The following is a 26,698-nucleotide window of genomic DNA, read 5'->3' as shown; positions in this document are numbered from 1 at the left end:
TCAGCCTTATGGTTTGTAGATGATTTCCACGCCTTGTTCGTCCTCTTCCGACCAATCGTCGTCCCAATCATCATTGTCATCAATACTGTGCGCCGCAATTTGTTGTTGATGGTAATCGTCCCATTTGAATTTCACCTCTTCGGCTTGGGTTTCGAGCTGTTTGACTTCACGCGGATTGTCTTCGATAAACTGCATAATATCGCGGCATAAAGCCCGGACATTTTTGCCGGTTACCGCTGAAATCAAATAATAATCCTCTTCCCAACCTAAACGCTGTACGATGTCGGCGGCTTTGGCTTGCGCCTCTTCATCACTGAGAATATCAATTTTATTGAACACCAACCAGCGCGGTTTTTCCGCCAAGGCTTCGCTGTATTGCAGCAGCTCGGATTCGATAATCGCAATGTTATCCGCCGGATCAGTTTGATCGATCGGCTCCAAATCGACTAAATGGATTAAAACACGGCAACGTTCCAAGTGTTTCAGGAAACGAATTCCCAAGCCTGCGCCGTCGGCCGCGCCTTCAATCAAGCCGGGAATATCGGCGATCACAAAACTACGGTTGGCGTCGACACGCGCCACGCCCAAACTCGGCACTAAGGTGGTGAACGGATAATCCGCCACTTTCGGTTTCGCTGCTGAAACTGCGCGGATAAAAGTCGATTTACCCGCATTCGGCAAACCTAACATACCGACATCGGCAAGCAACATCAATTCCAGTTGTAAATCGCGTTTTTCACCTGCTGTGCCGTTGGTTTTTTGCCGTGGGGTACGGTTGATCGAGGATTTAAAACGGGTGTTGCCCAAACCGTGATAACCGCCCTTTGCCACTAACATTTTCATGCCGTGTTGGGTTAAATCGCCGACCACTTCTTTGGTGTCATTATCAATCGCCCGCGTGCCGACCGGCACACGCAGGGTGATGTCTTTGCCGCGATGTCCGGTGCAATTGGCACTGCGTCCGTTTTCACCGCGTTGCGCCGCAAAGCGTTTTTCAAAGCGGTAATCGATCAGGGTATTTAAGTTTTCGTCGGCAATCAGATAAACATCGCCGCCGTCGCCGCCGTCGCCGCCGTCAGGACCGCCCTTCGGAATGTATTTTTCACGGCGGAAACTGACGCAGCCGTTGCCGCCGTCGCCGGCTTCAATGCGAATTAACGCTTCATCAATAAATTTCATTTTTTCTCCTGTTCGTCGCGCAAGTTATTGGCGGCGAAATAAAAATTTGTGTCCGATCGCAGAGCAGAGCGCACCGCTGACCACAATCATTGCCCCAAGATAGGATAACAAATTGAGTTCGGGCAAATCAAAACTTTGTGGCGCCAGCCGATGGGCGATTTCGGAAAACAGAATGGTAAACAGCGGTGTCAGCGTGATAATCGCGCTTACTTTGGATACATCCCAGCGGTTGACCGCCTCGGCATAAGCACCGTAAGCCACGACGGTATTCAAGCAACAGTATGCCAATAAAAACAATTCCAATAACGGCAGGCGTTCAACGCTGCCAATTTCGGTCAGTGGCGTAAACAAGACGGCGGAACCGGCGTAAAAAATCAGTAAAATCTGCTGCGAATTAAAACGGCGCAACATCAATTTTTGCGCCAAGCCGTAACCAACCCAAACCAATGCCGCCGACAGGCTGAATAACACGCCGATGGTATAAGTGGTTAAGCTGGTGAATAGCTCCGCCAAGCGTTCGTTAAAAAACAGCAGTAAGCCGAGCACTAACAATGCCGCACCGATCTTTTGCGTTACGCCGATCACTTCTTTTAAAAAAACCGCACTGGCGATCATCATCAAAAACGGCGAAACTTGGGCAATCACCTGTGTTACCGATGGCGATAGGTATTTCAGCGAGGTATTGAACAATAAGAAATTGCCGCCGAGCGCAAATACGCCAATCAGCGTCAGCCAACGAAAACGCGGACCGAGCAACAGCTTAAAGTGCGGTAATTTGCCCAAAAATGCCAATAACAGAAACAGCCCGACTGCCGCCGCGGCAAAGCGATACCAGACAATGGTGCTGATATCCATATAACGCACCAACGGTTTTAATGCCAGCGGCACAGTGCCCCAGCAAATTGCGGTGGTTAAGGCAAGAAGAAAACCGCTTAGCGGTCGGCTTGTCTGTTTCATTTGAACTCGATTGGCATGACTGGATTACATTGACGGATAAGCTGTTATTTTACTCGCTACAACCAGAATAGAAAGGAAAATCACAGCAATAAAAAACCCCGCCTTTAAGGTGCGGGGTTCTTAAACTCTGAAATTAAATTAGTCAGCGATAATACTTACGTATTTGCGATTTTTGTCGCCTTTCACTTCGAATTTAACTTTACCGTTTGCAGTGGCAAACAGAGTGTGGTCACGACCGATACCAACGTTGCTGCCTGCGTGGAATTTAGTACCACGTTGACGAACGATAATGCTACCGGCTAATACTGATTCACCGCCAAAGCGTTTAACACCAAGACGTTTACTTTCAGAGTCACGACCGTTGCGAGTGGAACCACCAGCTTTTTTATGAGCCATTTTCGATCTCCTCTAAATTAGGCACTGATACCAGTGATTTTCACTTCCGTGAACCACTGGCGGTGACCTTGTTGTTTACGACTGTGTTTACGACGACGGAACTTAACGATTTTAATTTTATCGCCACGACCGTGATTTACAACTTCAGCCACTACTTTGCCGCCATCAACTAATGGGGCACCAATTTTTACATCTTCACCGTTGACAACCATCAACACTGAATCGAATTCAACTGTTTCACCAGTTGCCACTTCAAGTTTTTCTAAACGAACTACTTGACCTTCGCTCACTCTGTGTTGTTTGCCGCCACTTTGGAAAACCGCGTACATAGAAAGAAACTCCGCTAAAAGTATGTGCCGAATAAACAAAAACTGTTTACTGAACCAGGCACAATCAAAATTCATATAAATAGGGTGCGAATTCTACGCAAAAATTCTGCCGATAGCAAGCAACTATTTTGGATCAGATTAAAAAATTTGATCCTGAGGTTGATCGGTGATCGAAAGCCTATTTAGCTCTTGCCGGAATTCAGGTACAATCAGCCCTCGAATAATCCTAATCTAACAAGTTTGCAGGCATGACAGAACAACAAATCCCGTTTGATCTTCACAAGATCCAAGCCCTTTGCGCCGAGGACATGGGCAAAGTCAATGACTTGATTCTGGCACAAATGAATTCCGATGTGGTGCTGATCAACCAGCTCGGGCACTATATTATCAGCGGCGGCGGCAAGCGGATCCGCCCGATGATCGCCGTACTGGCGGCGCGTGCGCTCGGCTATCGAGGTGCGGCACATATCACCGCGGCGACCTTTATCGAATTTATTCACACCGCCACCTTATTGCATGATGATGTGGTGGATGAATCGGATATGCGCCGCGGCAAAGAGACTGCCAATGCGCTATTCGGCAATGCGGCAAGCGTGTTGGTCGGCGATTTCATTTATACCCGCGCATTTCAGCTGATGACCGGCTTGGATTCGTTAAAGATCCTGAAGATCATGTCGGACGCAACCAATGTGATCGCCGAAGGCGAAGTGTTGCAACTGATGAACTGCAACGATCCGAATACCACCGAACAAAGTTATATGCAGGTGATTTACGGCAAAACCGCACGTTTGTTTGAAGCGGCGACCCAGTGCGCGGCGATTGTCAGTGGCGCGAATCAACAGATTGAACAGGCAATGCAGGATTACGGACGCTATCTCGGTACGGCATTCCAGTTGGTTGATGACGTGTTGGATTACAGCGCCGATCAACAGGCACTGGGTAAAAATATCGGTGACGATCTCGCCGAAGGCAAGCCGACCTTGCCCTTATTACACGCCATGCGGCATGGTGATTCCGAACAGCAAAGGATGATCCGCGCGGTGATCGAAAACGGCGACGGGCGCGATCAACTGCCGCAAGTTTTGGCGGCAATGCAACAACACGGCTCGTTAGATTATGCGATGCAAAAAGCACGCGAAGAAGCGCAAAAAGCGGTGACCGCACTTGCGCCTCTGGCTGAGAGTGATTACAAACAAGCCTTAATTGCGTTGGCGTATCTCTCCGTCGATCGCACTTATTAATAGCAAAATGATGACTGATTTAGATTTAAACATTGAAAGTGCGGTTAGCGAAACCGCAACAACCCCTGAAGCGTACGTTAACTCGGTGCGCGCCAAACGCCGTAAACAAAAAGAGAAAGCGCCGTTTGTACGCCCTCACTTGGCACTGCCGAACGGGCACAACAAGCTGTTGTTGCATTCCTGCTGCGCGCCTTGTTCCGGCGAAGTGATGGAAGCGATTTTAGCCTCGGGAATTGAATTTACCATTTATTTCTACAACCCGAATATCCACCCGCTAAAAGAGTATTTGATCCGCAAAGAAGAAAATATCCGTTTTGCGCAGAAATTCAATATTCCGTTTATCGACGCCGATTATGACCGCCAAAACTGGTTTGATCGCGCCAAAGGCATGGAGGACGAGCCGGAACGCGGCATTCGCTGCACCATGTGTTTCGATATGCGTTTTGAAAAAGCGGCGGAATACGCACACAAAAACGGCTTTCCGGTGTTCACCAGTTGCCTCGGCATTTCCCGTTGGAAAGACATGAATCAAATCAACGGCTGCGGACACCGTGCCGCAGAAAAATACGAGGATGTGGAATATTGGGATTACAACTGGCGCAAAGGCGGCGGCTCACAACGGATGATCGAAATCAGCAAACGCGAACGTTTTTACCAACAAGAATACTGCGGCTGCGTCTATTCTCTGCGCGACACCAACAAATGGCGTGAAGCCACAGGCAGACAAAAAATCGAAATCGGCAAACTGTATTATTCCGCCGATTAAATGACAATGACTTTACCTTAGGTAACAAAGGTCGTAAACTAACCAAATTCTTGTCAAGGATGACGGAATAAACACTTTATTATTCTATGAGGATTATTCAATGAAACGTTTTTATCAATTTTTTGCTTTTGTATTCGTTGCGCTGGCGGTTGTCGCCTGTGGTGACAAAAATGCCGATTTAAAAGCCGATTTACAAGCTTTTAATGCCGCTACCGAGCAAAATGGCAATCTGGCTGAAATTCAACAATTGCAATCTCAATTAATGGCTGCGGCAACACCGGAAGAGCAAGCGGTGATTTTCAATAAAATCGCGGATAAATACAAAGCGATTAAAGACAGCGTGACTGCATTAAACATCAAAACGGCCGACGCTAAAAGTTTGAAAGACAAATTTGTTTCCGGTTTTGATGATTTCATCAAATTAATGACGGACTCCGCCACTTATGTTGTGACCCCGCCAACCGCAGAACAACAACAAGCGTTGGTGGCTTTGCAACAACAAGCGACTCAGAAACTGATGGAAGCGGCACAAGGTGTCGAAACTTTAAAAGCTAAAGCAGAAGCGAAATAAGTTTCTCAACTGTCGATAAAGCCCCGCATTGCGGGGTTTTTTGTAGTAATGGAATATTGAGTTTAATATATTGGAAATCTTATGAAAAAGCTGAAAACATTATTACGCCATTTTCGTATTACCTTAGGCAAGTTAATTTTAGATAAAAGAAAAAAGGAATATACGGTTACAGATATCTTGCCGATAAAAAGCATTTTGTTTTTACGTCAAGATGGAAAAATCGGTGATTATATTGTGAGTTCTTTTGTTTTCCGCGAATTAAAAAAAGACAATCCTAATATAAAAATTGGTGTTGTTTGTAGTGATGATACATTTTTTTCCCGTAATACCAATATTGATCAGATTTATCGTGTAAAAAAGAAGAATATTTTTGATTACATTCGTGTTGCTTTGCAGATAAGAAAAGAAAAATATGACGCCTTGATTGACCCAACCATTTTTTTGCGTAATCGTGACTTATTATTAATTCGGCTAATTAATGCCAAAATTAATCTCGGTTATCAGAAACAAGACTATCAGTTGTTTAATTTAAATATGAATATCTCTGGGCAACATTTTGCCGATGTTTATGCCAATGCGTTGCGCTTGTTAGGGATTGAAAATATTAATCAACAATATGATGTGCCTTGCGATACGCAAAGTGAAAAAAATATTAGTGAATTTCTGCAGCAATATAAGACAATACCATTCATTGCAATCAATTGTTTTGGCGCTGCCAGTTCAAGAAAATTAAACCATACTAATATTACCGCATTATTAACGCAGCTAACCGCACTTTGCCCACAAAAAACGATAGCATTATTGACCTATCCACAAGTCACTGCGCAATTACAGTCTATTGCTGCGCAATACGATAATATTATTATTTATCAAGATACAAAAACGATTTTTGATTCCATTGCAATTATTCGACAGGCGGAATGGGTGATCTCACCTGATACTTCAATTGTGCATATTGCCAGTGGATTAAATAAAAAACTCATTGCTTTTTATCAAGATAAACAAAAAGATCCGATTAATTTTGCCCATTGGCATCCAAATAATCAGGCGGAAACACATATCTTATTTTATCCGGATAATATTAATCAAATTCAAATTGCTGATATTTCCGCAGATTGGTTCAAATAAGTAGGACGTGATGATGAAAAAAATTTTAGTAGTCAGAAATGATAAATTAGGTGATTTTATGTTGGCGTGGCCGAGTTTCGCCATGTTAAAAAAATCTATGCCGAATAGCCAAATTACCGCACTTGTGCCAACTTATACTGCGGATTTAGCGCGACTTTGTCCTTATATTGATGAGGTGATTATTGACGCAGGGAAAAATGGTGAGAAAACGGCGCAAAATCGAACCCTGCAAGCGGTGCGTGCACAGCGATTTGATGCGGTGATTAATCTGTTTTCGGATCGTTATAATGCGTTATTGGCATGGAAAGCAAAAATTCCCTATCGTTTAGCACCGGCAACCAAAATTATTCAATTTTTATATAATAAACGTATTAAGCAACGCCGCTCACAATCATTAAAGCCGGAATATCAATATAATTTGGATCTTATTCGCGCGTTCTTGCAGGATCAACATATCACCGCACTTGAGCCGCAAGCGCCTTATCTGACATTTTCCGTGCAGGAATTGGTGCAACAAAAGCAAAAATTAGTCGATTTACTGGGTTTAGTGCCAGATAAAAAATGGATTTTTGTACACGCCGGTACGGGTGGTTCGGCTAATAATTTAAATCTATCGCAATATGCCGAGATTATTCGGGAACTCGTTAAAAAACTACCTTGTCAGATTATTTTAACTGCGGGTCCGGGAGAGAAAGAAAAAGCAGAGCAACTGGCAGAATTGGCGCAACTTAGCCCGGAGCAGGTGAAAATTTATGCCAAAAATGATGGTTTGGTGGATTTTGCCCGCTCTTTGGCTTGTGCCGATCTGTTTATTGCCGGTTCAACGGGACCATTGCATTTAACTGCTGCCTTGAACGGTTTGACCGTCGGCTTTTTTCCGAGCAAGCGTTCGGCGAAAGCATTACGTTGGCAACCGATTAATCAATCCGAGCGCCATTTGGCATTCATGCCGACGAGCGGACAGATTGAAGCCAATGAAATGCAATCTATTCGTCCTTTAGATGTAGTTGCTGAGATCATTCCATTTGTACAAAAACATTGGCAATAGGACTAATTTTTTGTTTTAGTCTGGTTGCGAACCCATAAATCGGCATATTTGACAAAAGTCGAATGTGCCGATAGCATCGCTAATAAAAATCCCTGTTTCCCGTCCAAAAATCCGCGTTTGAGTAGATACATTTTGATAAAACAGGTGATGGCGTGAGTAATGCCTTGCGATAAACTGGCACGTTTTCCCGCTTGCTGTCGTTGTTCTGCCCAAGCCTGTGCATAAAATGCGGATTTGGTTAGATAATGATGTAAGTTTTCATAGGTATAATGGCGCAAATCCCCCGATAATTGCTCAATCGTAAAACCAGCCGGTTCGATCACTTTTTCATGAACTAACGAATCGTTATATTGTGTTGCCGAAGTGCGGTATAAGCGCAAAACCCAATCCGGATACCAGCCCGAATGGCGGATTTCACGCCCGAAAACTTCGCTGCAACGCCCGATTTGATATAAGACATTCGGTTTATCTGCGTTCACCGCCTGTTGAATCGCCTGCTGCAATTCAGGGGTGATACGTTCGTCGGCGTCTAACCATAACACATAATCGCTCGTAACATATTGCTGCGCCAGTTGGCGTTGTTTGCCGAAGCCTTGCCAATCAAGGTTCTGATAGAATTTATTAGTATAACGGCGGGCAATATTTTCAGTTTGATCCTGACTGCCCGAGTCTAAAATCACGATTTCATCAACCCAGCCTTTCACGGTATCCAAACAGGCGGCAAGGTGTTTTTCTTCATTTTTGACAATCAACGCAACGGCAAGAGTGTGTTTTGACATGGAAAATCCTTTATCTCAGATAGTTTGCGCTATATTAACAGAAGTTGGGAATAGGGTATAATCCCAGCTAACTTTATTATCGGAAAATACGCTATGATACGTTATGTTTACAGTCTGTTGCTCTATTTGCTTCAGCCCTTCGTCTTGCTGTTTACTCTTTACCGCAGCCGTAAAGCTCCTGCGTATCGGCAGCGGTTGAATGAGCGTTATGCTTTTTATTCGGCGAAGTACCGTAAGCCGCAGCCGAATGGGGTGTTAATTCATGCCGCTTCGGTTGGTGAAGTGATGGCGGCGCGTCCGTTGGTGAATGCGTTGTTAAACGATTATCCGCACTTGGCAATTACTTTAACCACTGTCACGCCGACCGGTTCTGAACGAGTGAAATCGACATTTGGCGATAAAGTCACGCATATTTATTTACCTTACGACACGCCGACAGCCATGAAACGCTTTTTCGATTTTGTGCAGCCAAAACTCTGTTTAGTGATGGAAACCGAATTATGGGCGAATTTTATCCATCAATCAGCCCGGCGCAATATTCCGTTTATCGTTGCCAATGCGCGCCTGTCCGCCCGTTCGGCGCGCCGCTATGGCAAAGTGAAAACGATTTTGCGCCCGATGTTGTCTGAAATTACGCATATTGCGGCACAAGACAGCATTAGTGCCAGCCGTTATTTAAGTTTGGATTACGACCAATCACATCTGACGGTGATGGGCAATTTAAAATATGATTTAAGCCTAAGTGCGGTATTGCAGCAACAAATTGCGCAATTGCGCCAAACATGGTTGCCGCACAAACGTCCGGTTTGGATTGCCGCCAGCACCCATCAGGGCGAAGATGAAATTGTGTTGGAAGCGCACCGCACTTTATTGCAACGCTACCCCGATTTATTGTTGCTGCTGGTGCCGCGCCATCCGGAACGTTTTCAAGCGGTGTACGAACTGATTGAAAAATCCGGGCTAAGTGCGGTGCGCCGTTCCGCACGGCAAGCCCCGATGGACAACACGCAAGTGGCGTTAATCGACAGCATGGGCGAGCTGATGTTGATGTACGGTATCAGCGATCTTGCTTTTGTCGGCGGCAGTTTGCTGCCGATTGGCGGACACAATCCGCTCGAACCGTTGGCGTTTAAACTGCCGGTGATCGCCGGCAAGCATACCTTTAATTTCCCCGAAGTCTTCGGCGAATTACGCCGTGTGCGTGGCGTGATCGAAATTGAGGCGCAGAGTGGGCTGCTGGCGGAAAGCGTTGCGCGTTTGCTGGCTGAACCGCAACGAGCGCGGCAATATGGCGAAGCCGGCTATCAAGTGTTAGTCAAAAACCGCGGCGCATTGGATCGCTTAATGTTATTATTGCGCCCTTATCTTGAAAAATAGGACGTTGAAAATGCAAACCACCGTGATTTATCCCGGCACATTTGACCCGATTACCAACGGGCATTTAGATATTATTGAACGCAGTGCGTTACTGTTCCCGAAAATCTTGGTGGCGGTGGCGGCGAGCCCGAGTAAAAAACCGCTGTTTGAGTTGGAACAGCGGATTGAGCTGGTGCGTCAATCGACGCAACATTTAACCAATGTCGAGGTGATCGGCTTTTCCGGCTTATTAGCCGATGTGATTAAGCAATATCAAGTGAAAGCGATTATTCGCGGCGTGCGTGCGGTGGCGGATTTTGAATATGAATTACAACTGTCGCATTTAAACCGTTTGCTGACCAACGGCGTGGAAAGCCTGTTCTTCCCACCGTCTGATCGCTGGTCGTATGTTTCCTCCACCATGATCCGCGAAATCAGCTTACACGGCGGCGACACCCAAGCCCTGGTGCCGCAAGTGGTTTATCAAGCATTGCAACAAAAGCGCGCTCAAGGTTAGCGGCTAAGTATTAGAAGTTATAACCGGTGAGCAGTTGTTGCCAATTCTGCTCACTGAATTGAATCCGCATTCTGCCGACTTCTTTGGCAAAAGAGCGGTGTAGCCGTTCCAAATTGCTTTGTTTCCAACTCGCGCCACTGAGAAAAGCGCATTTATCAAAATCAATCAGCCAGAATTTTTGTTGCCCGTGTTGCTGCTGTAGCAAAATATTGTGCGCATTCAGATCACGGTGGCACACTTGTAAATCGTGCATTTGCCGAATGAGTTCGCCGATCTCCTGCCATTGGCTGTCCGACAAGGTTTGTTGTTGCAGCACCGCCGTCAAATCCTGCGAATCGGCAATGCGTTCAATTAAAATATCGGCTTGATAACCGATGGTTTTTTTAATGGTGCGCGCGGCAATCGGCTGCGGCACGGGCAAGCCAGCCTTATGCAAACGGCGCAACATCTTGAATTCGCTAAAACTGCGGCTGTTTTTTAACGAACGGTCAAAATAGCGATCACGGTTAAATTTTGCCGACCAACCGCCGCGATAATAGTGGCGCAACGCCAAATTTTTACCGATGTCCAAATCTTGCGCCTGCAAAAACCAAGTGATACCACGCCCCTTTGCCTGCCCAATCACCCGCTGTTGTTGCTGCCAAAAGTGAATATCAAACAACTGTTCCGGCGTAAGTGCGGTTTCGACATTGAGTAAAAAGTAGTGGTTAGCGTGTTGCAGATAAGGCATGATGTCACCATTCAAGTAAGAAATGATCATTTTTCGATTTTACTTTAGAATAACGAAAATCCCAATTAAAAAATAAGTTAACCCTATGCAAACACAACCGCTTTTTAGCCAAACTTCAGCCCCGAAGAAAATCTGTATCTTGCGCCTGTCGGCGATAGGCGATGTCTGTAATGCGATTGCGATGGTGCAGCAGATTCAGCGGTACTACCCAAGCAGCGAAATCACTTGGATTGTCGGCAAAACCGAAGCGCAGCTGGTTTCGGTGCTGCCGAATATCAACACGGTGGTGTTTGATAAAAAAAGCGGTTGGCGCGGGGTATTGGCGGTTTGGCGGCAGTTGCAATCGCAGCATTTCGATGTTTTGCTGAATATGCAAACCGCACTTCGTGCCTCGGTGTTATCACTCGGGATTAAAGCGCGCTATAAAATCGGTTTCGCCAAACAGCGCGCGCGCGAGGGGCAGTGGCTGTTCACTAACCGCAAAATCAGTGAACCGAGCAAACCGCACGTTTTGGACGGATTTTTAGCCTTTGCGCGCGAAATCGGCGTGCCGCCGGGGCAGCTTAGTTGGGAGATTCCATTGAGCGAGGCGGATCAAACGTTTGCTGCTGAATTGCTTGATCCGCAACGCAAAAACCTGCTGATTTGCCCCTGTTCCAGTAAAGCGGAAAAGGATTGGACGGTCGAAGGCTATGTTGCGCTGGTACGTTACGCTGCCGAGCAGAATATTAACGTGATTCTCGCCGGTTCGCCTGCGCCACGTGAGATCGCCATGGCGGCTGAAATCGAGCAAAAGTGCGGTTTCGCCCTGACCAATGTGGTCGGCAAAACCTCGTTGTTGCAACTGTTGGCATTAATCGGCAAAGTGGATTTGCTGATTTCGCCCGATTCCGGCCCGGCACATATGGCAACCGCACAAGGCACGCCGGTGATCGGACTGTACGCCATTCATAATCCGCTGCGCACCGCACCCTATAACAATCTTGCCAATGTGGTGTCGGTGTACGAACAAAATATCCAAGCGCAATACGGCAAACCGTCCGCAGAACTGCCTTGGGCAACACGCGCCAAAGGCAAGGATTTAATGCGGCAGATTAAGGCGGAAGCGGTGATTGCGCAGATGAAAGGATTGTTGGGAATGAGTTGATAATCCCCCTTCTCCCCTTGTGGGAGAAGGGCAGATTATCGCGTCGTTCAGAAGCGATAATCAGGATGAGGGGGCTACATTGCGGTTTCTTTCACCCTCATCCGTCCTGCGGACACCTTCTCCCATCAAGGGAGAAGGGAACAGAGCAGTCCTTACCGTTATAACTTCTGACATCTCGGACAATAAAAACTATTCCGTTGCCCGATAACCGCACTTTCGATTTTGGTGCCGCAGGTCGGGCAAGGTTCGCCGGCTTTGCCGTAAACATACAGCTGTTGCGCAAAATAACCGGGGCGACCGTCCGGTTGGACAAAATCTTTCAAGGATGTGCCGCCTTGACGGATTGCGTCTTTTAATACCTGTTTCACCTGTTCGACCAACTGCGCACATTGCGCACGGGTTAATCGACTGGGCGGCGTGAGCGGGTGAATGCCGCACAGGAACAGGGTTTCATTGGCGTAAATATTGCCCACGCCGACCACCACCGCATTGTTCATCAAAAAGGATTTAATCGGCGTATTTTTGTTACGGCTTTTTTGCCAGAAATAGTCGGCGTTAAATTGCTCCGACAGCGGCTCGGGCCCGAGTTTGGCAAACAGCGGAAAACCGTCCAGCGTCTCCGTCCACAGCCATGCGCCAAAGCGGCGCGGATCGTTGTAGCGTAAAATTTTGCCATTGCCGAAGATAAATTCGAGGTGATCGTGTTTATCACGCACCGCACTTTCATCATCCATATCCACAATCCGCAGCGAACCGGACATGCCCAAATGCCCGATGATATAACCTTGTTCGGTTTCTAAAATCAGGTATTTGGCGCGCCGTTGCAAGCCGGTGACGCGCACGTTGTAAAACTCGCTCAGTTCCGGGCTGACTTCCCAACGCAATTTGCTGCGGTGGACGCGGATTTGCTCGATTGGCTGCCCCAACACAAACGGCGCAATGCCGCGCAGGGTGGTTTCGACTTCGGGTAATTCAGGCATGGTTGTTCTCTTTTTGGGTTCGAATGGGGTATTTTATCCAATTTTAACCGCACTTTCAGCACTTGTTTAAATAGGCGAGAGTGGTATAGTTTGCCTCTGTTTTTGAACCTGATTAATTGAGATTATGTTAGACATTGTATTATACGAACCGGAAATTCCGCAAAACAGCGGCAATATTATCCGATTATGTGCCAACTGCGGTTTTCGTTTGCACCTGATCGAGCCGCTAGGTTTTGCCTGGGACGACAAAAAACTGCGCCGTTCCGGATTGGATTACCACGAATTTGCCGAGATTAAAAAATACCCGTCATTTGAAACCTTTATGCAGCAAGCGCAGCCTAACCGCTTATTCGCCCTAACCACCAAAGGTTTTGCCAATCATGCGCAAGTGCGCTATCAGCTCGGCGATTTTTTAATGTTTGGTCCTGAAAGCCGCGGCATTCCGCGTCCGATTTTAGACAGTTTGCCGCAGCAACAGAAAATCCGCCTGCCGATGGTGGCGAACAGCCGCAGCATGAATTTATCCAATGCGGTGGCGGTGACGGTGTATGAAGCCTGGCGGCAATTGGGGTTTGAAAATGCAGTTAACCCCAATTTGGCGGGTTAAGAAGGCAATATGGAACAGTTATTACAAGGCTTTTTTGTCAGCGCCAGCCTGATCATCGCGATTGGCGCGCAAAATGCATTCGTGTTAAAACAAGGCTTGCTGAAACAAAATATTTTCTGGGTCGCGCTCACTTGTTTTCTGTGTGATTTTGTTTTGATTGGTATTGGCGTGCTGGGATTTGGCAGCTTAATCGGTCAAAACCCGAGCGCAACCTTAGCCTTGGCGGTGGTCGGCGCGCTGTTTTTATTGGTTTATGGTGCGCGCGCGTTTCGCAGTGCTTATCAAGGCACCAGCGGTTTAAGCCTCGACAAAACTGAGCGACCACCGCAAAGTGCGGTCAAAATCGTATTGATCACCCTTGGCTTAACCCTGCTCAATCCGCACGTCTATTTAGACACCGTGGTGATTATCGGCGGCATCGCCTCCACTTTGTTATTTGAGCAAAAATTGCAATTTCTACTCGGCGCGGTGTTTGCCTCCGGCTTATGGTTCTTCGGCTTGGGCTACGGCGCACGCCTGTTGATTCCGCTGTTCAAACGCCCGAAAACCTGGCGGGTGTTGGATTTCGCTATCGGCTGTATTATGTGGCTGATCGCCTTTAGCTTGGCGCGTTATGCCTTAGGATTATTATAAATTCAAGTGCGGTTGGCAATGGTCCTAAATTTCGGCCATTCAGAAACTCTATGGAGTCTTGTTCAGTGATGATTTCGCCACCTATATGTACATCGTCTGATTTGATCAAATAAACCACGGGATTAACTTTGTAATAACTGTTGGTTCATCCAGTATCTGCTATAGCTATCGAGATCCTAAGGCCTGTAATGTACCAGGGCAGTTTGAGCGTTTACTGTGATTAGTGAACGTTATTGATACTTTCACATGTGAAAGTTTTGGGGATATATGAGTGAATAAACAAAGGCCAGAGAACGATGCCCTGGCCTCTCAGTTTTTCTACAGTACGAACGTATGCAGGTGGGTTTTCGACATTAACCCCTCATAGTCACAAACTCTTCCGAGCCGGTCGGGTGAATGGCGACGGTGTTGTCGAAGTCGGCTTTGGTTGCGCCCATTTTGATGGCGACGGCAAAGCCTTGAATCATTTCGTCCACGCCGAAGCCGATGCCGTGCAAGCCGACGATTTTTTCGTCAGGACCGACGCAAACCAGTTTCATACGGCACGGTTGGCGGTGTTGGGTCACGGCGGTGTACATCGCCGTGAAAGAGGATTTATACACTTTCACATTGGCTTCGCCATATTGCGCAATCGCTTGCGGTTCGGTCAAACCGATGGTGCCGATTGGCGGGTGGCTAAACACCACGGTCGGGATCAGGTTGTAATCCAAATGTTCGTTCGGTTTATTGTTGAATAAACGCTCGGACAAACGGCGACCCGCCGCCACAGCCACCGGGGTTAATTCCACTGCGCCGGTGTTGTCGCCGACCGCATAAATGCCTTTGACATTGGTGTTTTGGAATTTATCCACCGTAATATAACCTTTGGCATTGGTTTCCACCCCTGCCGCGGCAAGATTAATGTTATCGGTCATCGGTTCTCGCCCGATAGCCCAAACCAAGGTATCGACAGTTTGCTCACGTCCGTCTTCCAGTTTCACGGTTAAACTGCCGTCGGCATTTTTCACGATTTCCTGCGGAATGGCGTGGGTGTGCAGGGTTGGGCCTTCGCTGGTCAACACTTCCAGCAAGGTTTCCACAATCAGCGGATCAAAATTGCGCAACGGTGCGTGTTGGCGCACAAACAGGTGGGTTTCCACGCCTAAGCTGTGCAGCACCCCGGCAAGTTCGATCGCGATATAACCTGCACCGACCACTGCCACGCGTTTCGGCAGTTGGTTTAACGCAAATACGCCGTCGGAATTGATACCGTATTCCGCCCCTTTGATGTTCGGCATAGACGGGCGACCACCGGTGGCAATCAAAATATGATCGGCAGTGATCCGTTCACCGTTGACTTCCACCGTGTTGCTGTTGACGAATTTGGCAAAACCCTGAATCACATCGACCTTGTTGTTGCCCAGCGCCCGCTCGTAGGACTGATGAATCCGTCCGATATAGGCTTGGCGGTTTTCAACCAATTTGGCAAAATCAAAGCCGTTCAATTTGACATCAAAGCCATAGTCCGGCGCATACAGGTTAATCGCCTCGGCGATTTGCGCCCCGTGCCACATCACTTTTTTCGGCACGCAACCGACGTTGACACAAGTGCCGCCGAGATATTTCGCTTCGATAATCGCACATTTTTTGCCGTAGCTCGCCGCACGGTTAATCGAAGCGATACCGCCGCTGCCGCCGCCGATTGCCAGATAATCGTAATGTTTGCTCATAATCCTTGTCCTTGTCAAAAACTGATAATAAATTGCGCCCATTCTGCCGAATACGCGCACGAAAAACCATTCAATAAAACTAATTATTTTGATTGTCGGTAACAATCTGCTCTTTTCCGCTTATTCCGGCGTGATCCAGTCCAGTTTCCACGCGCCGGTTTCCGGCGCAAGGGTGTTGGCTAAATACGGCAAGGTCGCTTTCATTTCCGCTTCCAATGTCCACGGCGGATTAATCACAATCATGCCGCTTGCCGTCATTCCGCGCTGATCGGAATCGGGGCGCACCGCCAGTTCGATCTGCAAAATTTTGCGAATGCCGCTCTGTTCCAAGCCGCGCACAATACGCTTAACGTGTTGACGCAGCACCACCGGATACCAAATCGCATAAGTGCCGGTGGCAAAGCGTTTGTAACCCTCTACAATCGCCTGCACCACCAATTCGTAATCCTCTTTCAATTCATACGGCGGATCGATCAGCACCAACCCGCGCCGCTCTTTCGGCGGCAGGGCGGCTTTCAGCTGCTGATAACCGTTGTCGCGCTTGGTGGTAACATTTTCATATTGTTTAAAATTATTGCGCAATAACGGAAAATCGCCCGGGTGCAGCTCGGTCAGCAAGGCGCGATCTTGCGGGCGCAATAAATTGGCGACAATCAGCGGCGAACCGGCATAATGGCGCAATTGCGCACCGTGATTGAGTTTTTTAATTTGCGCCACATAATCCGCCACTTCCGGCGGCAGATCGTCCCGGTGCCACAAACGGGCAATGCCGTCCAAATATTCCGCCGTTTTTTCCGCCTCATAGCCGGTCAGATTATAACGCCCGACCCCGGCATGGGTATCGAGGTAAAAAAAGCCTTTCTCTTTTTGTTGCAGCGCACGAATCATCCGCACCAGCACCAGGTGTTTCAGCACATCGGCGTGATTCCCGGCATGAAAGCTGTGGCGATAGCTCAGCATAGTTAGTCCTTTCCTATTTTTAAAATTGGCGACAGTTTACCGCACTTTGCGTGCTTTTTCTTTATTCTTCGCTTGAATTCAGGTAAAACATACCGCACTTTATTTAAAAACAATCGCAAATAAGAGAAATTATGAACAATCCATTATTAAATCAATGCGGTTTACCGCACTTTTCGCAAATTGAACCGCAACACATCGTGCCGGCGATTGAACAACTGATCGCCGAAGCTCGCCAAACCGTGGAACAGGTGCTGCAACAACCGCACTTTAGCTGGGACAATTTCGTGCAGCCGTTAAGCGAAGCCGGCGACCGTTTAGGGCGCGCTTGGTCGCCGGTCAGCCATTTAAATGCGGTGAAAAACAGCCCCGAACTGCGCGAAGCCTATCAAGCCTGCCTGCCGTTATTATCCGAATACAGCACCTGGATCGGGCAACATCAAGGGCTGTTCGCAGCGTATTCGCAGCTGAAAAACAGCGCCGAGTTCGCCGAGCTGTCGCTGTCACAGCAAAAATCGATTAACGACACCTTGCGTGATTTTGAACTGTCGGGCATTGCTTTGCCGCCGGAAAAACAACAACGCTACGGCGAAATCGTGGCGCGCTTGTCCGAACTCAGTTCGCAATTCAGCAACAATGTGCTCGACGCCACCATGGGCTGGGACAAAGTGATTAGCGACGAAAGTGAGCTGCAAGGCTTGCCGGAATCGGCATTGCAGGCGGCGAAAGCGGCGGCGCAAAGCAAAGAGCTGGACGGTTACCGTTTCACCTTGGAATTTCCAAGCTATCTGCCGGTGATGACCTATTGCGAAAACCGCACTTTGCGCGAAGAGATGTACCGCGCCTTCAACACCCGCGCTTCCGATCAAGGCCCGAACGCCGGCACGTGGGACAACAGCCCGTTAATCGAAGAGATTATGCAACTGCGCTTTGAACTGGCGCAACTGCTCGGTTTCGCCACTTACGCCGATTACTCCCTCGCCACCAAAATGGCGCAAAGCCCGCAGCAAGTATTGGATTTCTTAGAAAATTTGGCGGTCCGTGCCAAACCGCAAGGGGAAAAAGAGCTGGCGGAACTGACGGCGTACACTGCCGAAACCTTTGGGATCAGCGAGCTGGAGCCGTGGGATATTGCCTTTTACAGCGAGAAACAGAAACAACACCTGTTTGCGATCAACGATGAGGAACTGCGCCCGTATTTCCCTGAAAATCGGGTATTAAGCGGCTTGTTTGAGGTGGTAAACCGTATTTTTGGGATCACCGCAAAAGAGCGGTTTGATATTGATACCTGGCACGACGAAGTGCGGTTTTTCGAGCTGTATGACCGCAGCAACGAACTGCGCGGCAGCTTCTATCTGGATTTATACGCCCGTCCGCACAAACGCGGCGGCGCATGGATGGACGACTGTATCGGGCGCAAACGCCTAGCCAACGGCGAGATTCAAAAGCCGGTGGCGTATTTGGTGTGCAACTTTAACCGCCCGATTGGCGACAAACCGGCGTTATTCACCCACGACGAAGTCACCACCCTGTTCCACGAGTTCGGACACGGTATCCACCATATGCTGACTCTGATTGATGTCGGCGGCGTATCCGGTATTAACGGCGTGCCGTGGGACGCGGTCGAATTGCCGAGCCAGTTTATGGAAAACTGGTGTTGGGAAAAAGAGGCGTTGGATTTTATCTCCGGTCATTACCAAAGCAACGAACCGTTGCCGGCGGAAAAACTGACCCAACTACTGGCGGCGAAAAACTACCAAGCGGCGATGTTCGTGTTGCGCCAGTTGGAATTCGGGATTTTCGATTTCCGCCTGCATTATCAATATGACCCGAAGTGCGGAGCGCAAGTGTTGCAAACCCTGAAAACGGTGAAAGATCAAGTTTCGCTATTCAAAGCGATCGATTGGGTGCGCACCCCGCATTCGTTCAGCCACATCTTCGCCGGCGGCTACTCCGCCGGTTACTACAGCTATTTATGGGCAGAGGTGCTCTCCGCCGACGCATTTTCGCTGTTTGAAGAACAAGGCATTTTCAATCCGCAAACCGGACAAGCCTTTTTGGATCACATTCTCACCCGCGGCGGCTCGGAAGAACCGATGGAACTGTTCAAACGCTTCCGCGGCCGCGAACCGCAACTGGACGCGCTGTTAAGACATAAAGGCATTGCGGGCTAGACCGCACTTTTGCTTGGTAAGCCGCCAGCGGGGTTGCCGTTGGCGGTTTTTTGTTGCCGTAATTTCGCTTTACTGCCCTGCGACTGCGCACTTCCTAAGAAGATCAAAATCTAAATCACATAAAACAAGTGCGGTATCAGCGCCGGAAGGCTATAATCAGTGCACACCAAGATTGAGGTAATTTATGACAACAGCACAACACTTTGAACAATTTGACTTAGCGCCCGAACTGCTGAAAGCCCTGCGCGATAAAAACTATCAACGTCCGATGTTGATTCAGGCGGAGGTGATTCCGCACGCCTTGGAAGCGCGCGATATTCTCGGCTCTGCGCCGACCGGCACCGGCAAAACCGCCGCATTTTTATTGCCGGCAATTCAGCATTTATTGGATTTCCCACGCCGCAAACCGGGTGCGCCGCGCGTGTTAGTGCTGACCCCGACCCGTGAATTGGCAATGCAAGTGGCGGATCAAGCCAAAGAACTGGCGAAATACACCAACCTGAGTATCGCCACCATCACCGGCGGTGTCGCCTACCAAAATCACGGTGAGATTTTCAATAAAAATCAAGATATTGTGGTCGCCACTCCGGGGCGTTTGCTGCAATACATCAAAGAAGAAAACTTTGATTGCCGCGCGGTGGAAATCCTGATTTTCGACGAAGCGGACAGAATGCTGCAAATGGGCTTCGGGCAAGATGCGGAAACCATTTCCGCCGAAACCCGCTGGCGCAAACAAACCCTGCTGTTTTCCGCCACGTTGGAAGGCGAACTGCTGGCGGATTTTGCCGAGCGGATTTTAAATGAGCCGGTGCAAATCGACGCCGACCCAAGCCGGCGCGAACGCAAAAAAATCCAACAATGGATCTATCATGCCGACAGTAAAGAACATAAATTCAAGCTGTTGGCACGCTTAATCGACAATGAAAATGTCGAGCGCGGGATCGTATTTGTACGCAAACGCGAAGAGGTGCGCGAGCTGTCGGAGAACCTGCGTAAACGCGGCATTCGCAGCACCTATTTAGAGGGCGAAATGGCGCAAACCCAGCGTAACAACGCGATTGATAAACTGAAAAACGGCGTGGTGAATATTCTGGTTGCCACCGATGTCGCCTCGCGTGGGATTGACATTGACGACATCAGCCATATTTTCAATTACGATCTGCCGTACAGTGCCGACACCTATCTGCACCGTATCGGGCGCACCGCGCGCGCCGGCAAGAAAGGCAATGCGATTTCCTTGGTGGAAGGACACGATTATAAATTGTTGGGTAAAATCCGCCGTTATACCGACGAAGCCCTGAAATCGCGGATTGTCGAAGGGCTTGAACCGCGCACCAGTCCGCCGAAAGACGGCGATCAAAAGCGCGTCAGCAAAAAACAGAAAGCCCGTTTAAAAGAGAAAAAAGCCGAGAAACAACAAGAGAAGAAAAAGGTCAAACTGCGCCATCGCGACAGCAAAAACATCGGCAAACGGCGTAAACCAAGTGATTCGCAACGTGCCGTGGCAACTGAAAGTGCAGTAAGAGAGAAAAGTGCGGTCAAAACCAAATCCCAAGCGGACCAATAGGAGAAAAGCGCAATGCAATATCGGCAACTCGGCAACAGCGATCTGAACGTCAGTTTAATCTGTTTGGGCACGATGACCTTCGGCGAGCAAAACAGCGAAGCGGACGCACACCAACAGTTGGATTACGCGCTGGCACACGGAGTCAATTTTATTGATACCGCCGAGATGTATCCTGTGCCGCCAAGCGGCGAAACCTATGGGCGTACCGAGCAATATGTCGGCAGTTGGCTGGCGAAACAGCAGCGCGATAAGGTGATTGTCGCCAGTAAAATCGCCGGTCCGTCGCGCGCCAACGATAACCAAAACTATATTCGCGGCGGTTCGCGCTTTACTCAACAGCAGATTTTTGCCGCCTGTGACGCCAGTTTAAAACGGCTGCAAACCGATTATTTGGATCTGTATCAGCTGCATTGGCCGGAGCGGCAAGTGAACTATTTCGGGCAATTAGGGCTGACCGCACTTGATGAACCAGCGGATGTGACGCCGTTGCAAGAGAGTCTGGAAGCGCTGCAAACCTTGCAGCAACAAGGAAAAATCCGCCATTTCGGCTTATCCAACGAAACGCCGTGGGGCGTGATGGAGTGTTTGCGCCTACATCGCGAATTAAGCCTGCCACGCGTGCTATCGGTGCAAAATCCGTATAACCTGCTCAATCGCAGTTATGAAGTGGGTTTGAGCGAAATTTCGTTGCGCGAGCAGGTCGGTTTATTGGCGTATTCGCCGTTGGCATTCGGCTTACTCAGCGGCAAATACCGCACTTCGCCTTGGCCGGAAAAAGGACGTTTAACCCTGTTTGAACGTTTCCAACGTTACACAAAACCGCAAGCCTTTGCAGCGATCGAGCGTTACGCCGCGATTGCCGAGCAAGCCAACATCAGCCTGACCGCACTTTCACTGGCGTTTGTCAATCAACAGCCGTTTGTCGCCGGTAATATTATCGGTGCGACCACCCTTGAGCAGTTGGCGGAAAATATTGCCAGCGTGGACGTGCGGTTAAGCGAGGAAACACTGGCGCAAATCAATGCGGTGCATGCAGAAATCAGTAATCCTTGCCCTTAAGCCGCAAACCCGTGCCGCTTATTCCGGCACACCGCGCAACAGCGGATACTTCACAAAAGGCGCAACCGAAGTCGAAGCCGGCAAATCGTTAAACAGCAGAATAAACGGTTTCGGCGGAATCACTTTTTCGTTGCGCCACAAACTGCCCATACCGACCAGTTGAATATCACTCGGCAAATTGGCAATGCCTTGCCGCAACACGTTAATCGTATTTTTACGCGGGTGTCCGATCACAATCGCCATGCCGTGTTTGCGTGCATATTGAACGGATAAATTAAACTGGCGCTGCACATCCGCGTATTCGTCGCTGTCGTCCAAGAAAATATGCCGATCCAACGCCACCACCCCGTTTTCCCGCGCCACTTTGCTCGCCACGCTGCTGCCGATCGTGCGGCTGTCGAGGAAAAACAGGCTATGCTTAACCAGATTTTGCATTAAATGGCTCATCAACGTGCGGTCGGCAGTGGCGGCACTGCCCATATGGTTGTTCAAGCCGATTGCATAGGGCACGCGCTGACGGGCGTAATCCAGTTTTTCCGTCACCTCTGCCTGCGACATGCCCAAGCGCAAGCCCTCTTTTTCCAATTTCATCTTGGCTTTCGGCTGCATCGGCTGGTGAATCAAAATATCCCGCCCCTGCCGTTTTGCTTGCTCGGCACGCGCGGTGGCATTCGGCGCCGACGGAATAATCGCCACCGAAATCTCTTTCGGCAGGTTATAAATTTTTTGATCGTCGGCACGATAGCCGATGTCATCAATCACAATCGCCAAACGCGCCGCCAAGCCGCTGTCGGCAGACAGCAGTAACAACAAGCAAAGTGCGGTTTTGGATAATCTCCCCATCACTTCACCCAATTCAACGGATTCACCGGATTACCTTTGCGCCGGATTTCGAAATAGAGCGAGGGCTTGCCTTGTCCGCCGCTGCTGCCGACTTCGGCGATTTTCTGACCGTTCTTGACGTATTGTCCGTTTTGCACGCTTAAACGTTGGTTGTAGCCGTACAAACTCATATCGCCGGCACCGTGATCGACCACCACCACCAAGCCGTAGCCTTGCAGCCAATCGGCTAAAATGACGCGTCCGTCGGCGATGGCTTTGACTGCCGCGCCAGCACTACTGTTGATGACGATCCCTTTCCAGCGCAATTCCCCCATTTGCACCGAGCCGAAACGGTTGGCAATGCTGCCGCCGGTCGGCAAAGCATATTGTTTTTTGCCTGCGCCTAAACCGCTGGTTTTGCGCGTCAGGTTTCTTTCGTTCTCGGTCGGTTGATAAGGTTTATCGGTTTTTTTCGCTTGCTCGGCTTTTTTACGCTGGTAGGCGGCAAGTTCTTCCTGTTCGCGTTTTTTGGCGCGTTGTTGCGCTTGCGCAATCGAACGTTTCAGGCTGTTTTCATTTTCTTTCAACACGTCCAGGCGGTTTTCGCCTTGTTTAATCGAACGATCCAATTTGGTCAGGGTCGATTTCCGTTCGTTTTGCGTTTTTTGTAACGAAGCCTGTGATTGTTTCTGCTTAGTTAAAATCGCCTGTTGCTGTTTTTGCTGTTGCTGTGCATCGGTTTTTTGCGCTTCCAAATCCGCTTGGGTTTGTTTAATCGAATCGATCAACGCTATGCGAGAGCGGTTAAACTCTTGGTAATACGCCAACATCCGATCGCTGACCTGCGCCTTTTCCGACAGGATTTTCTCGATAACCGACGGATTCAGACCGGCACGGTATGCGGAATCCAACTGCTGCGCCAGTTTCTGCTTTTGCGCCGCTAACTGCTTTTCCAACTGTGCGATCTGCTTGTCGGTTTCGCGAATGCTACGCTGCAACTGCCCCAATTCCTGCTCGGTTTTGCGTAACTCGCCCAACACGTTGTTAATGCTGTTTTCCTGCTTTTTCAACTCTTGTTGCAGGCGGTTCTGCTCCTGACGCTGCTGCGACAGCTGTTGCTGCTGCCGCTTAATCTGCTGCTGAACCTTGGATAAATCTTGTTGATTGGCATAACTGTCCGGACTTATACCTGCGGCGATAAATCCGATCGCACATAAAAAAAACAGTAAATGTTTTTGAATCCCCTGCACTGACACCGACGGTCACTCCTGTTAAGTCTGGCAAATTCGAATCGGTAGCGGCTTCATCTGATTTTATTTTTCGTCATTCGACAAAACACCTACACGCCTCTAACAAAATTAACACATTTTAATCGCTTCTTGGCAAAAGATCAGCAATTCTTGCCAGAATATCGGCAAAGATCCGTCGCGACTATTTCAACTTATAGAAATATTTGCTATAAATGCCACACGCTTTTTAATTAAATCATAGGAGAACTTTTTTATGGAATTAGTCTTTATTCGTCACGGTTTCAGTGAGTGGAATGCCAAAAATTTATTCACCGGTTGGCGCGATGTGAACCTGACCGAGCGCGGTATCGAAGAAGCCAAAACCGCCGGTCAAAAATTGAAAGAAGCCGGTTTCGAATTCGATATCGCCTTCACTTCCGTATTAACCCGTGCGATTAAAACCTGTAATATCGTGCTGGAAGAATCCAACCAATTGTGGATTCCGCAAGTGAAAAACTGGCGTTTGAATGAGCGTCACTACGGTGAACTGCAAGGCTTGGACAAAAAAGCCACCGCTGAAAAATACGGCGACGAGCAAGTGCATATCTGGCGCCGCTCTTACGACACCTTGCCACCGTTATTGGCACAAGATGATCCGAACTCCGCCCATAATGATCGCCGTTATGCGCACCTGCCGAGCGACGTGGTGCCGGACGGTGAAAACCTGAAAGTGACCTTGGAGCGTGTGCTGCCGTTCTGGGAAGATCAAATCGCCCCGGCATTGTTAAGCGGTCAGCGTGTGTTAGTCACTGCACACGGTAACTCGCTGCGTGCCTTGGCAAAACACATCGAAGGCATTTCCGACGCGGATATTATGGATTTGGAAATCCCGACCGGTCAGCCGTTGGTGTATCAATTGGACGATAACTTAAAAGTGGTTAAAAAATACTATCTATAAGTTAACCGCCTAGCACGTTTCTAACCGCACTTGCCGATCTGATCGGTCAAAGTGCGGTTTTTTTGTATTCTTTGACCGCACTTTGCCATCGATCTGACAATATTTGTACAGTCTCACTTTAGTTTTGTTTGGTTAAGCGCCGAAGTGCGGTTATACTTGACTCTCTTTTTTAACACTATTTTTTACCGATCGAGATTTTAAATGGAAGATTTTATCCCTAGAGCTATCGAATTTGCCGGTAATCACACCATTATGATTGTCGCGTGGGTTGCCGTTTTTATCGGTGTTATCGTCACCTTTATTAAATCAGCGGCATCGCGCGTGAAAGTCATCGACAATGCGCAATTGACGCAACTGCTGAACAAAGAACACGGGATTGTGGTTGACGTGCGCAGCAACGATGAATTTCAACGCGGACACATTATCGGCAGCGTGCAAGCCTTGCCGACCGAAATCAAAAACAACACCGCAAGCATTTTGGAAAAACATAAAAACGTGCCGGTGATTGTGGTCGATACCAGCGGTTTGGGCAACGAAGCGATTGCCAACCAGTTATACAAAAACGGTTTCAGCCGAGCTTACAGCCTGAAAGAAGGCATTGGCGGCTGGCGTGCGGCAAATCTGCCGTTAGTTAAACACTAATTTCACTTTAACGATTCCAACTAAAGCAAGGGAGCTGAACATGGCTGACGAAAATACACAAGCGGCAAACACCGAAGAACAAGCGGTGCAACCGACCTTACAAATCCAACGTATTTATGTAAAAGATGTGTCGTTTGAAGCACCGAATCTACCGACCATTTTCCAACAAGAGTGGAAACCGCAACTGCAATTCAACTTAAACACCGAAACCGTTGAATTGGCGGAAGGTTTATACGAAGTCTGCTTGAATCTGACCGTAGAAACCACCCTGGAAGACAGCGGTGATGTGGCGTTTATCTGTGAAGTCAAACAAGCCGGTGTGTTCACCGTGTTAGGTTTGGAAGGCGTACAACTGGCGCACTGCCTGACCGCACAATGCCCGAATATGTTGTTCCCGTATGCACGCGAGCTGATTTCCAACTTGGTGAACCGCGGAACTTTCCCGGCACTGAACCTGTCGCCGGTCAACTTTGACGCGCTGTTTATGCAACAACTGGAAGCACAACAAGCCGAACTTGAAAACAGCGGCGAAGCAAAAAGCGAAACCACCCACTAAGACGGGATTTCGTTCAACTTTAGCAAAAATCGCAGGCAAATGTCTGCGATTTTGTTTTATTGCAACTTGAAATCATTGCATCGTCTATTTGCCGTCTGTATGATATTTATCAGACGTCGTAGATTACAGGGAGATTAACTATGCTCTTATCAAATCAATCTGTTTTAACAGAAAATGCTTCAAAACAAGCCTATCTTGCCCAACTCCAATCGGTTGAAGCGCAACGTGTGAAACTGCGTGCGCTGATCGACCAAGCCGAAGAAAGCGAATTTGAAGTATGGGAAAATATGGAAACGGATTTGGACGCCATTTTTCATGAATAAACGCCAACTTATTCGTTCCAATGCGGTTATTCAAGATCTTCATGAAATTGCCGAATACGGGCGACGTTATTTTTCTACCGAAACTAACAAAAAATTTAAAAACGGATTAATACAGACACTGAATATCCTGTGTGATTGCAATATGACGCTCGGAACAGCCAGAAATGACATTAAACCAAATTTATTAATGTTTCCTTATCAACGCTATAATTTGTATTTTTATCGCACAGAAACACAAATTATTTTATTACGGATCTTACGCAGTGAAGTCGATACGCTTGATCCATCAAATTTTCCTTTTTTCTAAATAATCAATAGCCATAAAATCAACATATTAT

Annotated in this window: 29 protein-coding genes; 18 read left to right on the top strand and 11 right to left on the bottom strand. The window is 48.3% G+C overall.

Annotation, left to right across the window (positions count from 1 at the left end):
* Nucleotides 1–6: 6 nt before the first annotated feature.
* The 4 genes from cgtA to rplU all read right to left on the bottom strand — a co-directional run bounded on the left by cgtA (nt 7) and on the right by rplU (nt 2,861).
* Nucleotides 7–1,179, bottom strand: coding sequence for an Obg family GTPase CgtA (gene cgtA, locus ACWA5Z_RS01935; protein ID WP_431053652.1), 1,173 nt, complete (start codon nt 1,177–1,179; stop codon nt 7–9).
* 24 nt (nt 1,180–1,203) lie between these two features.
* Nucleotides 1,204–2,136 carry a DMT family transporter gene (locus ACWA5Z_RS01930; protein ID WP_431053651.1) on the bottom strand — a complete coding sequence of 311 codons (933 nt, stop codon included), beginning with the start codon at nt 2,134–2,136 and terminating at the stop codon, nt 1,204–1,206.
* Nucleotides 2,137–2,274: 138 nt separating this feature from the next.
* Complete coding sequence (gene rpmA / locus ACWA5Z_RS01925) at nt 2,275–2,532, bottom strand: 50S ribosomal protein L27 (protein ID WP_034614873.1); 258 nt, start codon at nt 2,530–2,532, stop codon at nt 2,275–2,277.
* 17 nt (nt 2,533–2,549) lie between these two features.
* Nucleotides 2,550–2,861: a 50S ribosomal protein L21 gene (gene rplU / locus ACWA5Z_RS01920; RefSeq protein WP_431053650.1), complete on the bottom strand. Its 312-nt coding sequence runs from the start codon at nt 2,859–2,861 to the stop codon at nt 2,550–2,552.
* A 248-nt stretch (nt 2,862–3,109) separates the two neighbouring features.
* Here rplU and ispB point away from each other — a divergent pair, with 248 nt between their 5' ends.
* From ispB to ACWA5Z_RS01895, 5 genes are all read left to right on the top strand, one after another.
* Nucleotides 3,110–4,102, top strand: coding sequence for an octaprenyl diphosphate synthase (ispB, locus tag ACWA5Z_RS01915; protein WP_431053649.1), 993 nt, complete (start codon nt 3,110–3,112; stop codon nt 4,100–4,102).
* 7 nt (nt 4,103–4,109) lie between these two features.
* On the top strand, nt 4,110–4,868 hold the full coding sequence (locus ACWA5Z_RS01910) for an epoxyqueuosine reductase QueH (RefSeq protein ID WP_431053648.1): 759 nt from the start codon (nt 4,110–4,112) through the stop codon (nt 4,866–4,868).
* Between the two features lie 100 nt (nt 4,869–4,968).
* Nucleotides 4,969–5,439 (top strand): hypothetical protein, encoded by a 471-nt coding sequence (locus ACWA5Z_RS01905; RefSeq protein ID WP_431053647.1) that lies wholly within the window; start codon nt 4,969–4,971, stop codon nt 5,437–5,439.
* 81 nt (nt 5,440–5,520) lie between these two features.
* Nucleotides 5,521–6,567 carry a glycosyltransferase family 9 protein gene (locus ACWA5Z_RS01900; RefSeq protein ID WP_431053646.1) on the top strand — a complete coding sequence of 349 codons (1,047 nt, stop codon included), beginning with the start codon at nt 5,521–5,523 and terminating at the stop codon, nt 6,565–6,567.
* A 13-nt stretch (nt 6,568–6,580) separates the two neighbouring features.
* Nucleotides 6,581–7,615 carry a glycosyltransferase family 9 protein gene (locus ACWA5Z_RS01895; protein WP_431054271.1) on the top strand — a complete coding sequence of 345 codons (1,035 nt, stop codon included), beginning with the start codon at nt 6,581–6,583 and terminating at the stop codon, nt 7,613–7,615.
* Nucleotides 7,616–7,617: 2 nt separating this feature from the next.
* Here ACWA5Z_RS01895 and ACWA5Z_RS01890 read toward each other — a convergent pair whose 3' ends face one another.
* Nucleotides 7,618–8,394: a glycosyltransferase family 2 protein gene (locus ACWA5Z_RS01890; protein ID WP_431053645.1), complete on the bottom strand. Its 777-nt coding sequence runs from the start codon at nt 8,392–8,394 to the stop codon at nt 7,618–7,620.
* A 93-nt stretch (nt 8,395–8,487) separates the two neighbouring features.
* Here ACWA5Z_RS01890 and waaA point away from each other — a divergent pair, with 93 nt between their 5' ends.
* Together waaA and coaD are read left to right on the top strand one after the other, a co-directional pair.
* Entirely contained in the window at nt 8,488–9,771 is a 1,284-nt protein-coding gene (gene waaA, locus ACWA5Z_RS01885; RefSeq protein WP_431053644.1) for a lipid IV(A) 3-deoxy-D-manno-octulosonic acid transferase, read from the top strand.
* A gap of 10 nt (nt 9,772–9,781) precedes the next feature.
* Nucleotides 9,782–10,267, top strand: coding sequence for a pantetheine-phosphate adenylyltransferase (coaD, locus tag ACWA5Z_RS01880; RefSeq protein WP_431053643.1), 486 nt, complete (start codon nt 9,782–9,784; stop codon nt 10,265–10,267).
* A 10-nt stretch (nt 10,268–10,277) separates the two neighbouring features.
* On the opposite strand, the gene ACWA5Z_RS01875 is transcribed toward coaD, so the two are convergent.
* Nucleotides 10,278–10,997 carry a 3-deoxy-D-manno-octulosonic acid kinase gene (locus ACWA5Z_RS01875; protein ID WP_431054270.1) on the bottom strand — a complete coding sequence of 240 codons (720 nt, stop codon included), beginning with the start codon at nt 10,995–10,997 and terminating at the stop codon, nt 10,278–10,280.
* An 85-nt stretch (nt 10,998–11,082) separates the two neighbouring features.
* Here ACWA5Z_RS01875 and ACWA5Z_RS01870 point away from each other — a divergent pair, with 85 nt between their 5' ends.
* Nucleotides 11,083–12,144 (top strand): glycosyltransferase family 9 protein, encoded by a 1,062-nt coding sequence (locus ACWA5Z_RS01870; protein WP_431053642.1) that lies wholly within the window; start codon nt 11,083–11,085, stop codon nt 12,142–12,144.
* A gap of 158 nt (nt 12,145–12,302) precedes the next feature.
* On the opposite strand, the gene mutM is transcribed toward ACWA5Z_RS01870, so the two are convergent.
* Nucleotides 12,303–13,124, bottom strand: a complete 822-nt coding sequence (gene mutM / locus ACWA5Z_RS01865; protein ID WP_431053641.1) for a bifunctional DNA-formamidopyrimidine glycosylase/DNA-(apurinic or apyrimidinic site) lyase — start codon at nt 13,122–13,124, stop codon at nt 12,303–12,305.
* Between the two features lie 124 nt (nt 13,125–13,248).
* On the opposite strand from mutM, the gene trmL reads away from it, so the two are divergent.
* Both trmL and ACWA5Z_RS01855 read left to right on the top strand, forming a co-directional pair.
* Nucleotides 13,249–13,731 (top strand): tRNA (uridine(34)/cytosine(34)/5-carboxymethylaminomethyluridine(34)-2'-O)-methyltransferase TrmL, encoded by a 483-nt coding sequence (trmL, locus tag ACWA5Z_RS01860; protein WP_431053640.1) that lies wholly within the window; start codon nt 13,249–13,251, stop codon nt 13,729–13,731.
* 9 nt (nt 13,732–13,740) lie between these two features.
* Complete coding sequence (locus ACWA5Z_RS01855; protein WP_431053639.1) at nt 13,741–14,364, top strand: LysE/ArgO family amino acid transporter; 624 nt, start codon at nt 13,741–13,743, stop codon at nt 14,362–14,364.
* A 353-nt stretch (nt 14,365–14,717) separates the two neighbouring features.
* On the opposite strand, the gene gorA is transcribed toward ACWA5Z_RS01855, so the two are convergent.
* Nucleotides 14,718–16,073 carry a glutathione-disulfide reductase gene (gene gorA, locus ACWA5Z_RS01850; RefSeq protein WP_431053638.1) on the bottom strand — a complete coding sequence of 452 codons (1,356 nt, stop codon included), beginning with the start codon at nt 16,071–16,073 and terminating at the stop codon, nt 14,718–14,720.
* Between the two features lie 120 nt (nt 16,074–16,193).
* Entirely contained in the window at nt 16,194–17,033 is an 840-nt protein-coding gene (locus ACWA5Z_RS01845) for a 23S rRNA (adenine(2030)-N(6))-methyltransferase RlmJ (RefSeq protein WP_431053637.1), read from the bottom strand.
* A gap of 131 nt (nt 17,034–17,164) precedes the next feature.
* On the opposite strand from ACWA5Z_RS01845, the gene prlC reads away from it, so the two are divergent.
* The 3 genes from prlC to ACWA5Z_RS01830 all read left to right on the top strand — a co-directional run bounded on the left by prlC (nt 17,165) and on the right by ACWA5Z_RS01830 (nt 21,830).
* On the top strand, nt 17,165–19,204 hold the full coding sequence (gene prlC, locus ACWA5Z_RS01840; protein ID WP_431053636.1) for an oligopeptidase A: 2,040 nt from the start codon (nt 17,165–17,167) through the stop codon (nt 19,202–19,204).
* Nucleotides 19,205–19,388: 184 nt separating this feature from the next.
* A complete protein-coding gene (gene srmB, locus ACWA5Z_RS01835; protein ID WP_431053635.1) occupies nt 19,389–20,771 on the top strand; it encodes an ATP-dependent RNA helicase SrmB in 1,383 nt (460 codons plus the stop codon).
* A gap of 12 nt (nt 20,772–20,783) precedes the next feature.
* Nucleotides 20,784–21,830, top strand: a complete 1,047-nt coding sequence (locus ACWA5Z_RS01830) for an NADP(H)-dependent aldo-keto reductase (protein ID WP_431053634.1) — start codon at nt 20,784–20,786, stop codon at nt 21,828–21,830.
* Between the two features lie 18 nt (nt 21,831–21,848).
* Here ACWA5Z_RS01830 and ACWA5Z_RS01825 read toward each other — a convergent pair whose 3' ends face one another.
* Nucleotides 21,849–22,673, bottom strand: a complete 825-nt coding sequence (locus ACWA5Z_RS01825) for a divergent polysaccharide deacetylase family protein (protein WP_431053633.1) — start codon at nt 22,671–22,673, stop codon at nt 21,849–21,851.
* On the bottom strand, nt 22,673–23,908 hold the full coding sequence (gene envC / locus ACWA5Z_RS01820) for a murein hydrolase activator EnvC (protein WP_431053632.1): 1,236 nt from the start codon (nt 23,906–23,908) through the stop codon (nt 22,673–22,675). The genes ACWA5Z_RS01825 and envC overlap by 1 nt, the downstream gene beginning before the upstream one ends.
* A gap of 247 nt (nt 23,909–24,155) precedes the next feature.
* Between envC and ACWA5Z_RS01815 the strand changes: the two genes are divergently transcribed.
* The 5 genes from ACWA5Z_RS01815 to ACWA5Z_RS01795 all read left to right on the top strand — a co-directional run bounded on the left by ACWA5Z_RS01815 (nt 24,156) and on the right by ACWA5Z_RS01795 (nt 26,667).
* Nucleotides 24,156–24,839, top strand: a complete 684-nt coding sequence (locus ACWA5Z_RS01815) for a 2,3-diphosphoglycerate-dependent phosphoglycerate mutase (RefSeq protein WP_431053631.1) — start codon at nt 24,156–24,158, stop codon at nt 24,837–24,839.
* 201 nt (nt 24,840–25,040) lie between these two features.
* Entirely contained in the window at nt 25,041–25,481 is a 441-nt protein-coding gene (locus ACWA5Z_RS01810; protein WP_431053630.1) for a rhodanese-like domain-containing protein, read from the top strand.
* A gap of 40 nt (nt 25,482–25,521) precedes the next feature.
* On the top strand, nt 25,522–26,037 hold the full coding sequence (gene secB, locus ACWA5Z_RS01805; RefSeq protein WP_431053629.1) for a protein-export chaperone SecB: 516 nt from the start codon (nt 25,522–25,524) through the stop codon (nt 26,035–26,037).
* A 140-nt stretch (nt 26,038–26,177) separates the two neighbouring features.
* Entirely contained in the window at nt 26,178–26,360 is a 183-nt protein-coding gene (locus ACWA5Z_RS01800) for a hypothetical protein (protein WP_431053628.1), read from the top strand.
* Nucleotides 26,353–26,667, top strand: coding sequence for a type II toxin-antitoxin system RelE/ParE family toxin (locus ACWA5Z_RS01795; RefSeq protein ID WP_431053627.1), 315 nt, complete (start codon nt 26,353–26,355; stop codon nt 26,665–26,667). The genes ACWA5Z_RS01800 and ACWA5Z_RS01795 overlap by 8 nt, the downstream gene beginning before the upstream one ends.
* Nucleotides 26,668–26,698: the final 31 nt, after the last annotated feature.

The organism is Testudinibacter sp. P80/BLE/0925 (assembly GCF_053570785.1).
Note: the sequence above shows the minus strand (reverse complement) of the source record. Positions and strands in the feature narration are given on the sequence as shown.

Bases quoted from the DNA above. Each gene is read 5' to 3' on its own strand.
- cgtA (WP_431053652.1), bottom strand. From the start codon at position 1,179: ATGAAATTTATTGATGAAGCGTTAATTCGCATTGAAGCCGGCGACGGC.
- ACWA5Z_RS01930 (WP_431053651.1), bottom strand. From the start codon at position 2,136: ATGAAACAGACAAGCCGACCGCTAAGCGGTTTTCTTCTTGCCTTAACC.
- rpmA (WP_034614873.1), bottom strand. From the start codon at position 2,532: ATGGCTCATAAAAAAGCTGGTGGTTCCACTCGCAACGGTCGTGACTCT.
- rplU (WP_431053650.1), bottom strand. From the start codon at position 2,861: ATGTACGCGGTTTTCCAAAGTGGCGGCAAACAACACAGAGTGAGCGAA.
- ispB (WP_431053649.1), top strand. From the start codon at position 3,110: ATGACAGAACAACAAATCCCGTTTGATCTTCACAAGATCCAAGCCCTT.
- ACWA5Z_RS01910 (WP_431053648.1), top strand. From the start codon at position 4,110: ATGATGACTGATTTAGATTTAAACATTGAAAGTGCGGTTAGCGAAACC.
- ACWA5Z_RS01905 (WP_431053647.1), top strand. From the start codon at position 4,969: ATGAAACGTTTTTATCAATTTTTTGCTTTTGTATTCGTTGCGCTGGCG.
- ACWA5Z_RS01900 (WP_431053646.1), top strand. From the start codon at position 5,521: ATGAAAAAGCTGAAAACATTATTACGCCATTTTCGTATTACCTTAGGC.
- ACWA5Z_RS01895 (WP_431054271.1), top strand. From the start codon at position 6,581: ATGAAAAAAATTTTAGTAGTCAGAAATGATAAATTAGGTGATTTTATG.
- ACWA5Z_RS01890 (WP_431053645.1), bottom strand. From the start codon at position 8,394: ATGTCAAAACACACTCTTGCCGTTGCGTTGATTGTCAAAAATGAAGAA.
- waaA (WP_431053644.1), top strand. From the start codon at position 8,488: ATGATACGTTATGTTTACAGTCTGTTGCTCTATTTGCTTCAGCCCTTC.
- coaD (WP_431053643.1), top strand. From the start codon at position 9,782: ATGCAAACCACCGTGATTTATCCCGGCACATTTGACCCGATTACCAAC.
- ACWA5Z_RS01875 (WP_431054270.1), bottom strand. From the start codon at position 10,997: ATGCCTTATCTGCAACACGCTAACCACTACTTTTTACTCAATGTCGAA.
- ACWA5Z_RS01870 (WP_431053642.1), top strand. From the start codon at position 11,083: ATGCAAACACAACCGCTTTTTAGCCAAACTTCAGCCCCGAAGAAAATC.
- mutM (WP_431053641.1), bottom strand. From the start codon at position 13,124: ATGCCTGAATTACCCGAAGTCGAAACCACCCTGCGCGGCATTGCGCCG.
- trmL (WP_431053640.1), top strand. From the start codon at position 13,249: ATGTTAGACATTGTATTATACGAACCGGAAATTCCGCAAAACAGCGGC.
- ACWA5Z_RS01855 (WP_431053639.1), top strand. From the start codon at position 13,741: ATGGAACAGTTATTACAAGGCTTTTTTGTCAGCGCCAGCCTGATCATC.
- gorA (WP_431053638.1), bottom strand. From the start codon at position 16,073: ATGAGCAAACATTACGATTATCTGGCAATCGGCGGCGGCAGCGGCGGT.
- ACWA5Z_RS01845 (WP_431053637.1), bottom strand. From the start codon at position 17,033: ATGCTGAGCTATCGCCACAGCTTTCATGCCGGGAATCACGCCGATGTG.
- prlC (WP_431053636.1), top strand. From the start codon at position 17,165: ATGAACAATCCATTATTAAATCAATGCGGTTTACCGCACTTTTCGCAA.
- srmB (WP_431053635.1), top strand. From the start codon at position 19,389: ATGACAACAGCACAACACTTTGAACAATTTGACTTAGCGCCCGAACTG.
- ACWA5Z_RS01830 (WP_431053634.1), top strand. From the start codon at position 20,784: ATGCAATATCGGCAACTCGGCAACAGCGATCTGAACGTCAGTTTAATC.
- ACWA5Z_RS01825 (WP_431053633.1), bottom strand. From the start codon at position 22,673: ATGGGGAGATTATCCAAAACCGCACTTTGCTTGTTGTTACTGCTGTCT.
- ACWA5Z_RS01815 (WP_431053631.1), top strand. From the start codon at position 24,156: ATGGAATTAGTCTTTATTCGTCACGGTTTCAGTGAGTGGAATGCCAAA.
- ACWA5Z_RS01810 (WP_431053630.1), top strand. From the start codon at position 25,041: ATGGAAGATTTTATCCCTAGAGCTATCGAATTTGCCGGTAATCACACC.
- secB (WP_431053629.1), top strand. From the start codon at position 25,522: ATGGCTGACGAAAATACACAAGCGGCAAACACCGAAGAACAAGCGGTG.
- ACWA5Z_RS01800 (WP_431053628.1), top strand. From the start codon at position 26,178: ATGCTCTTATCAAATCAATCTGTTTTAACAGAAAATGCTTCAAAACAA.
- ACWA5Z_RS01795 (WP_431053627.1), top strand. From the start codon at position 26,353: ATGAATAAACGCCAACTTATTCGTTCCAATGCGGTTATTCAAGATCTT.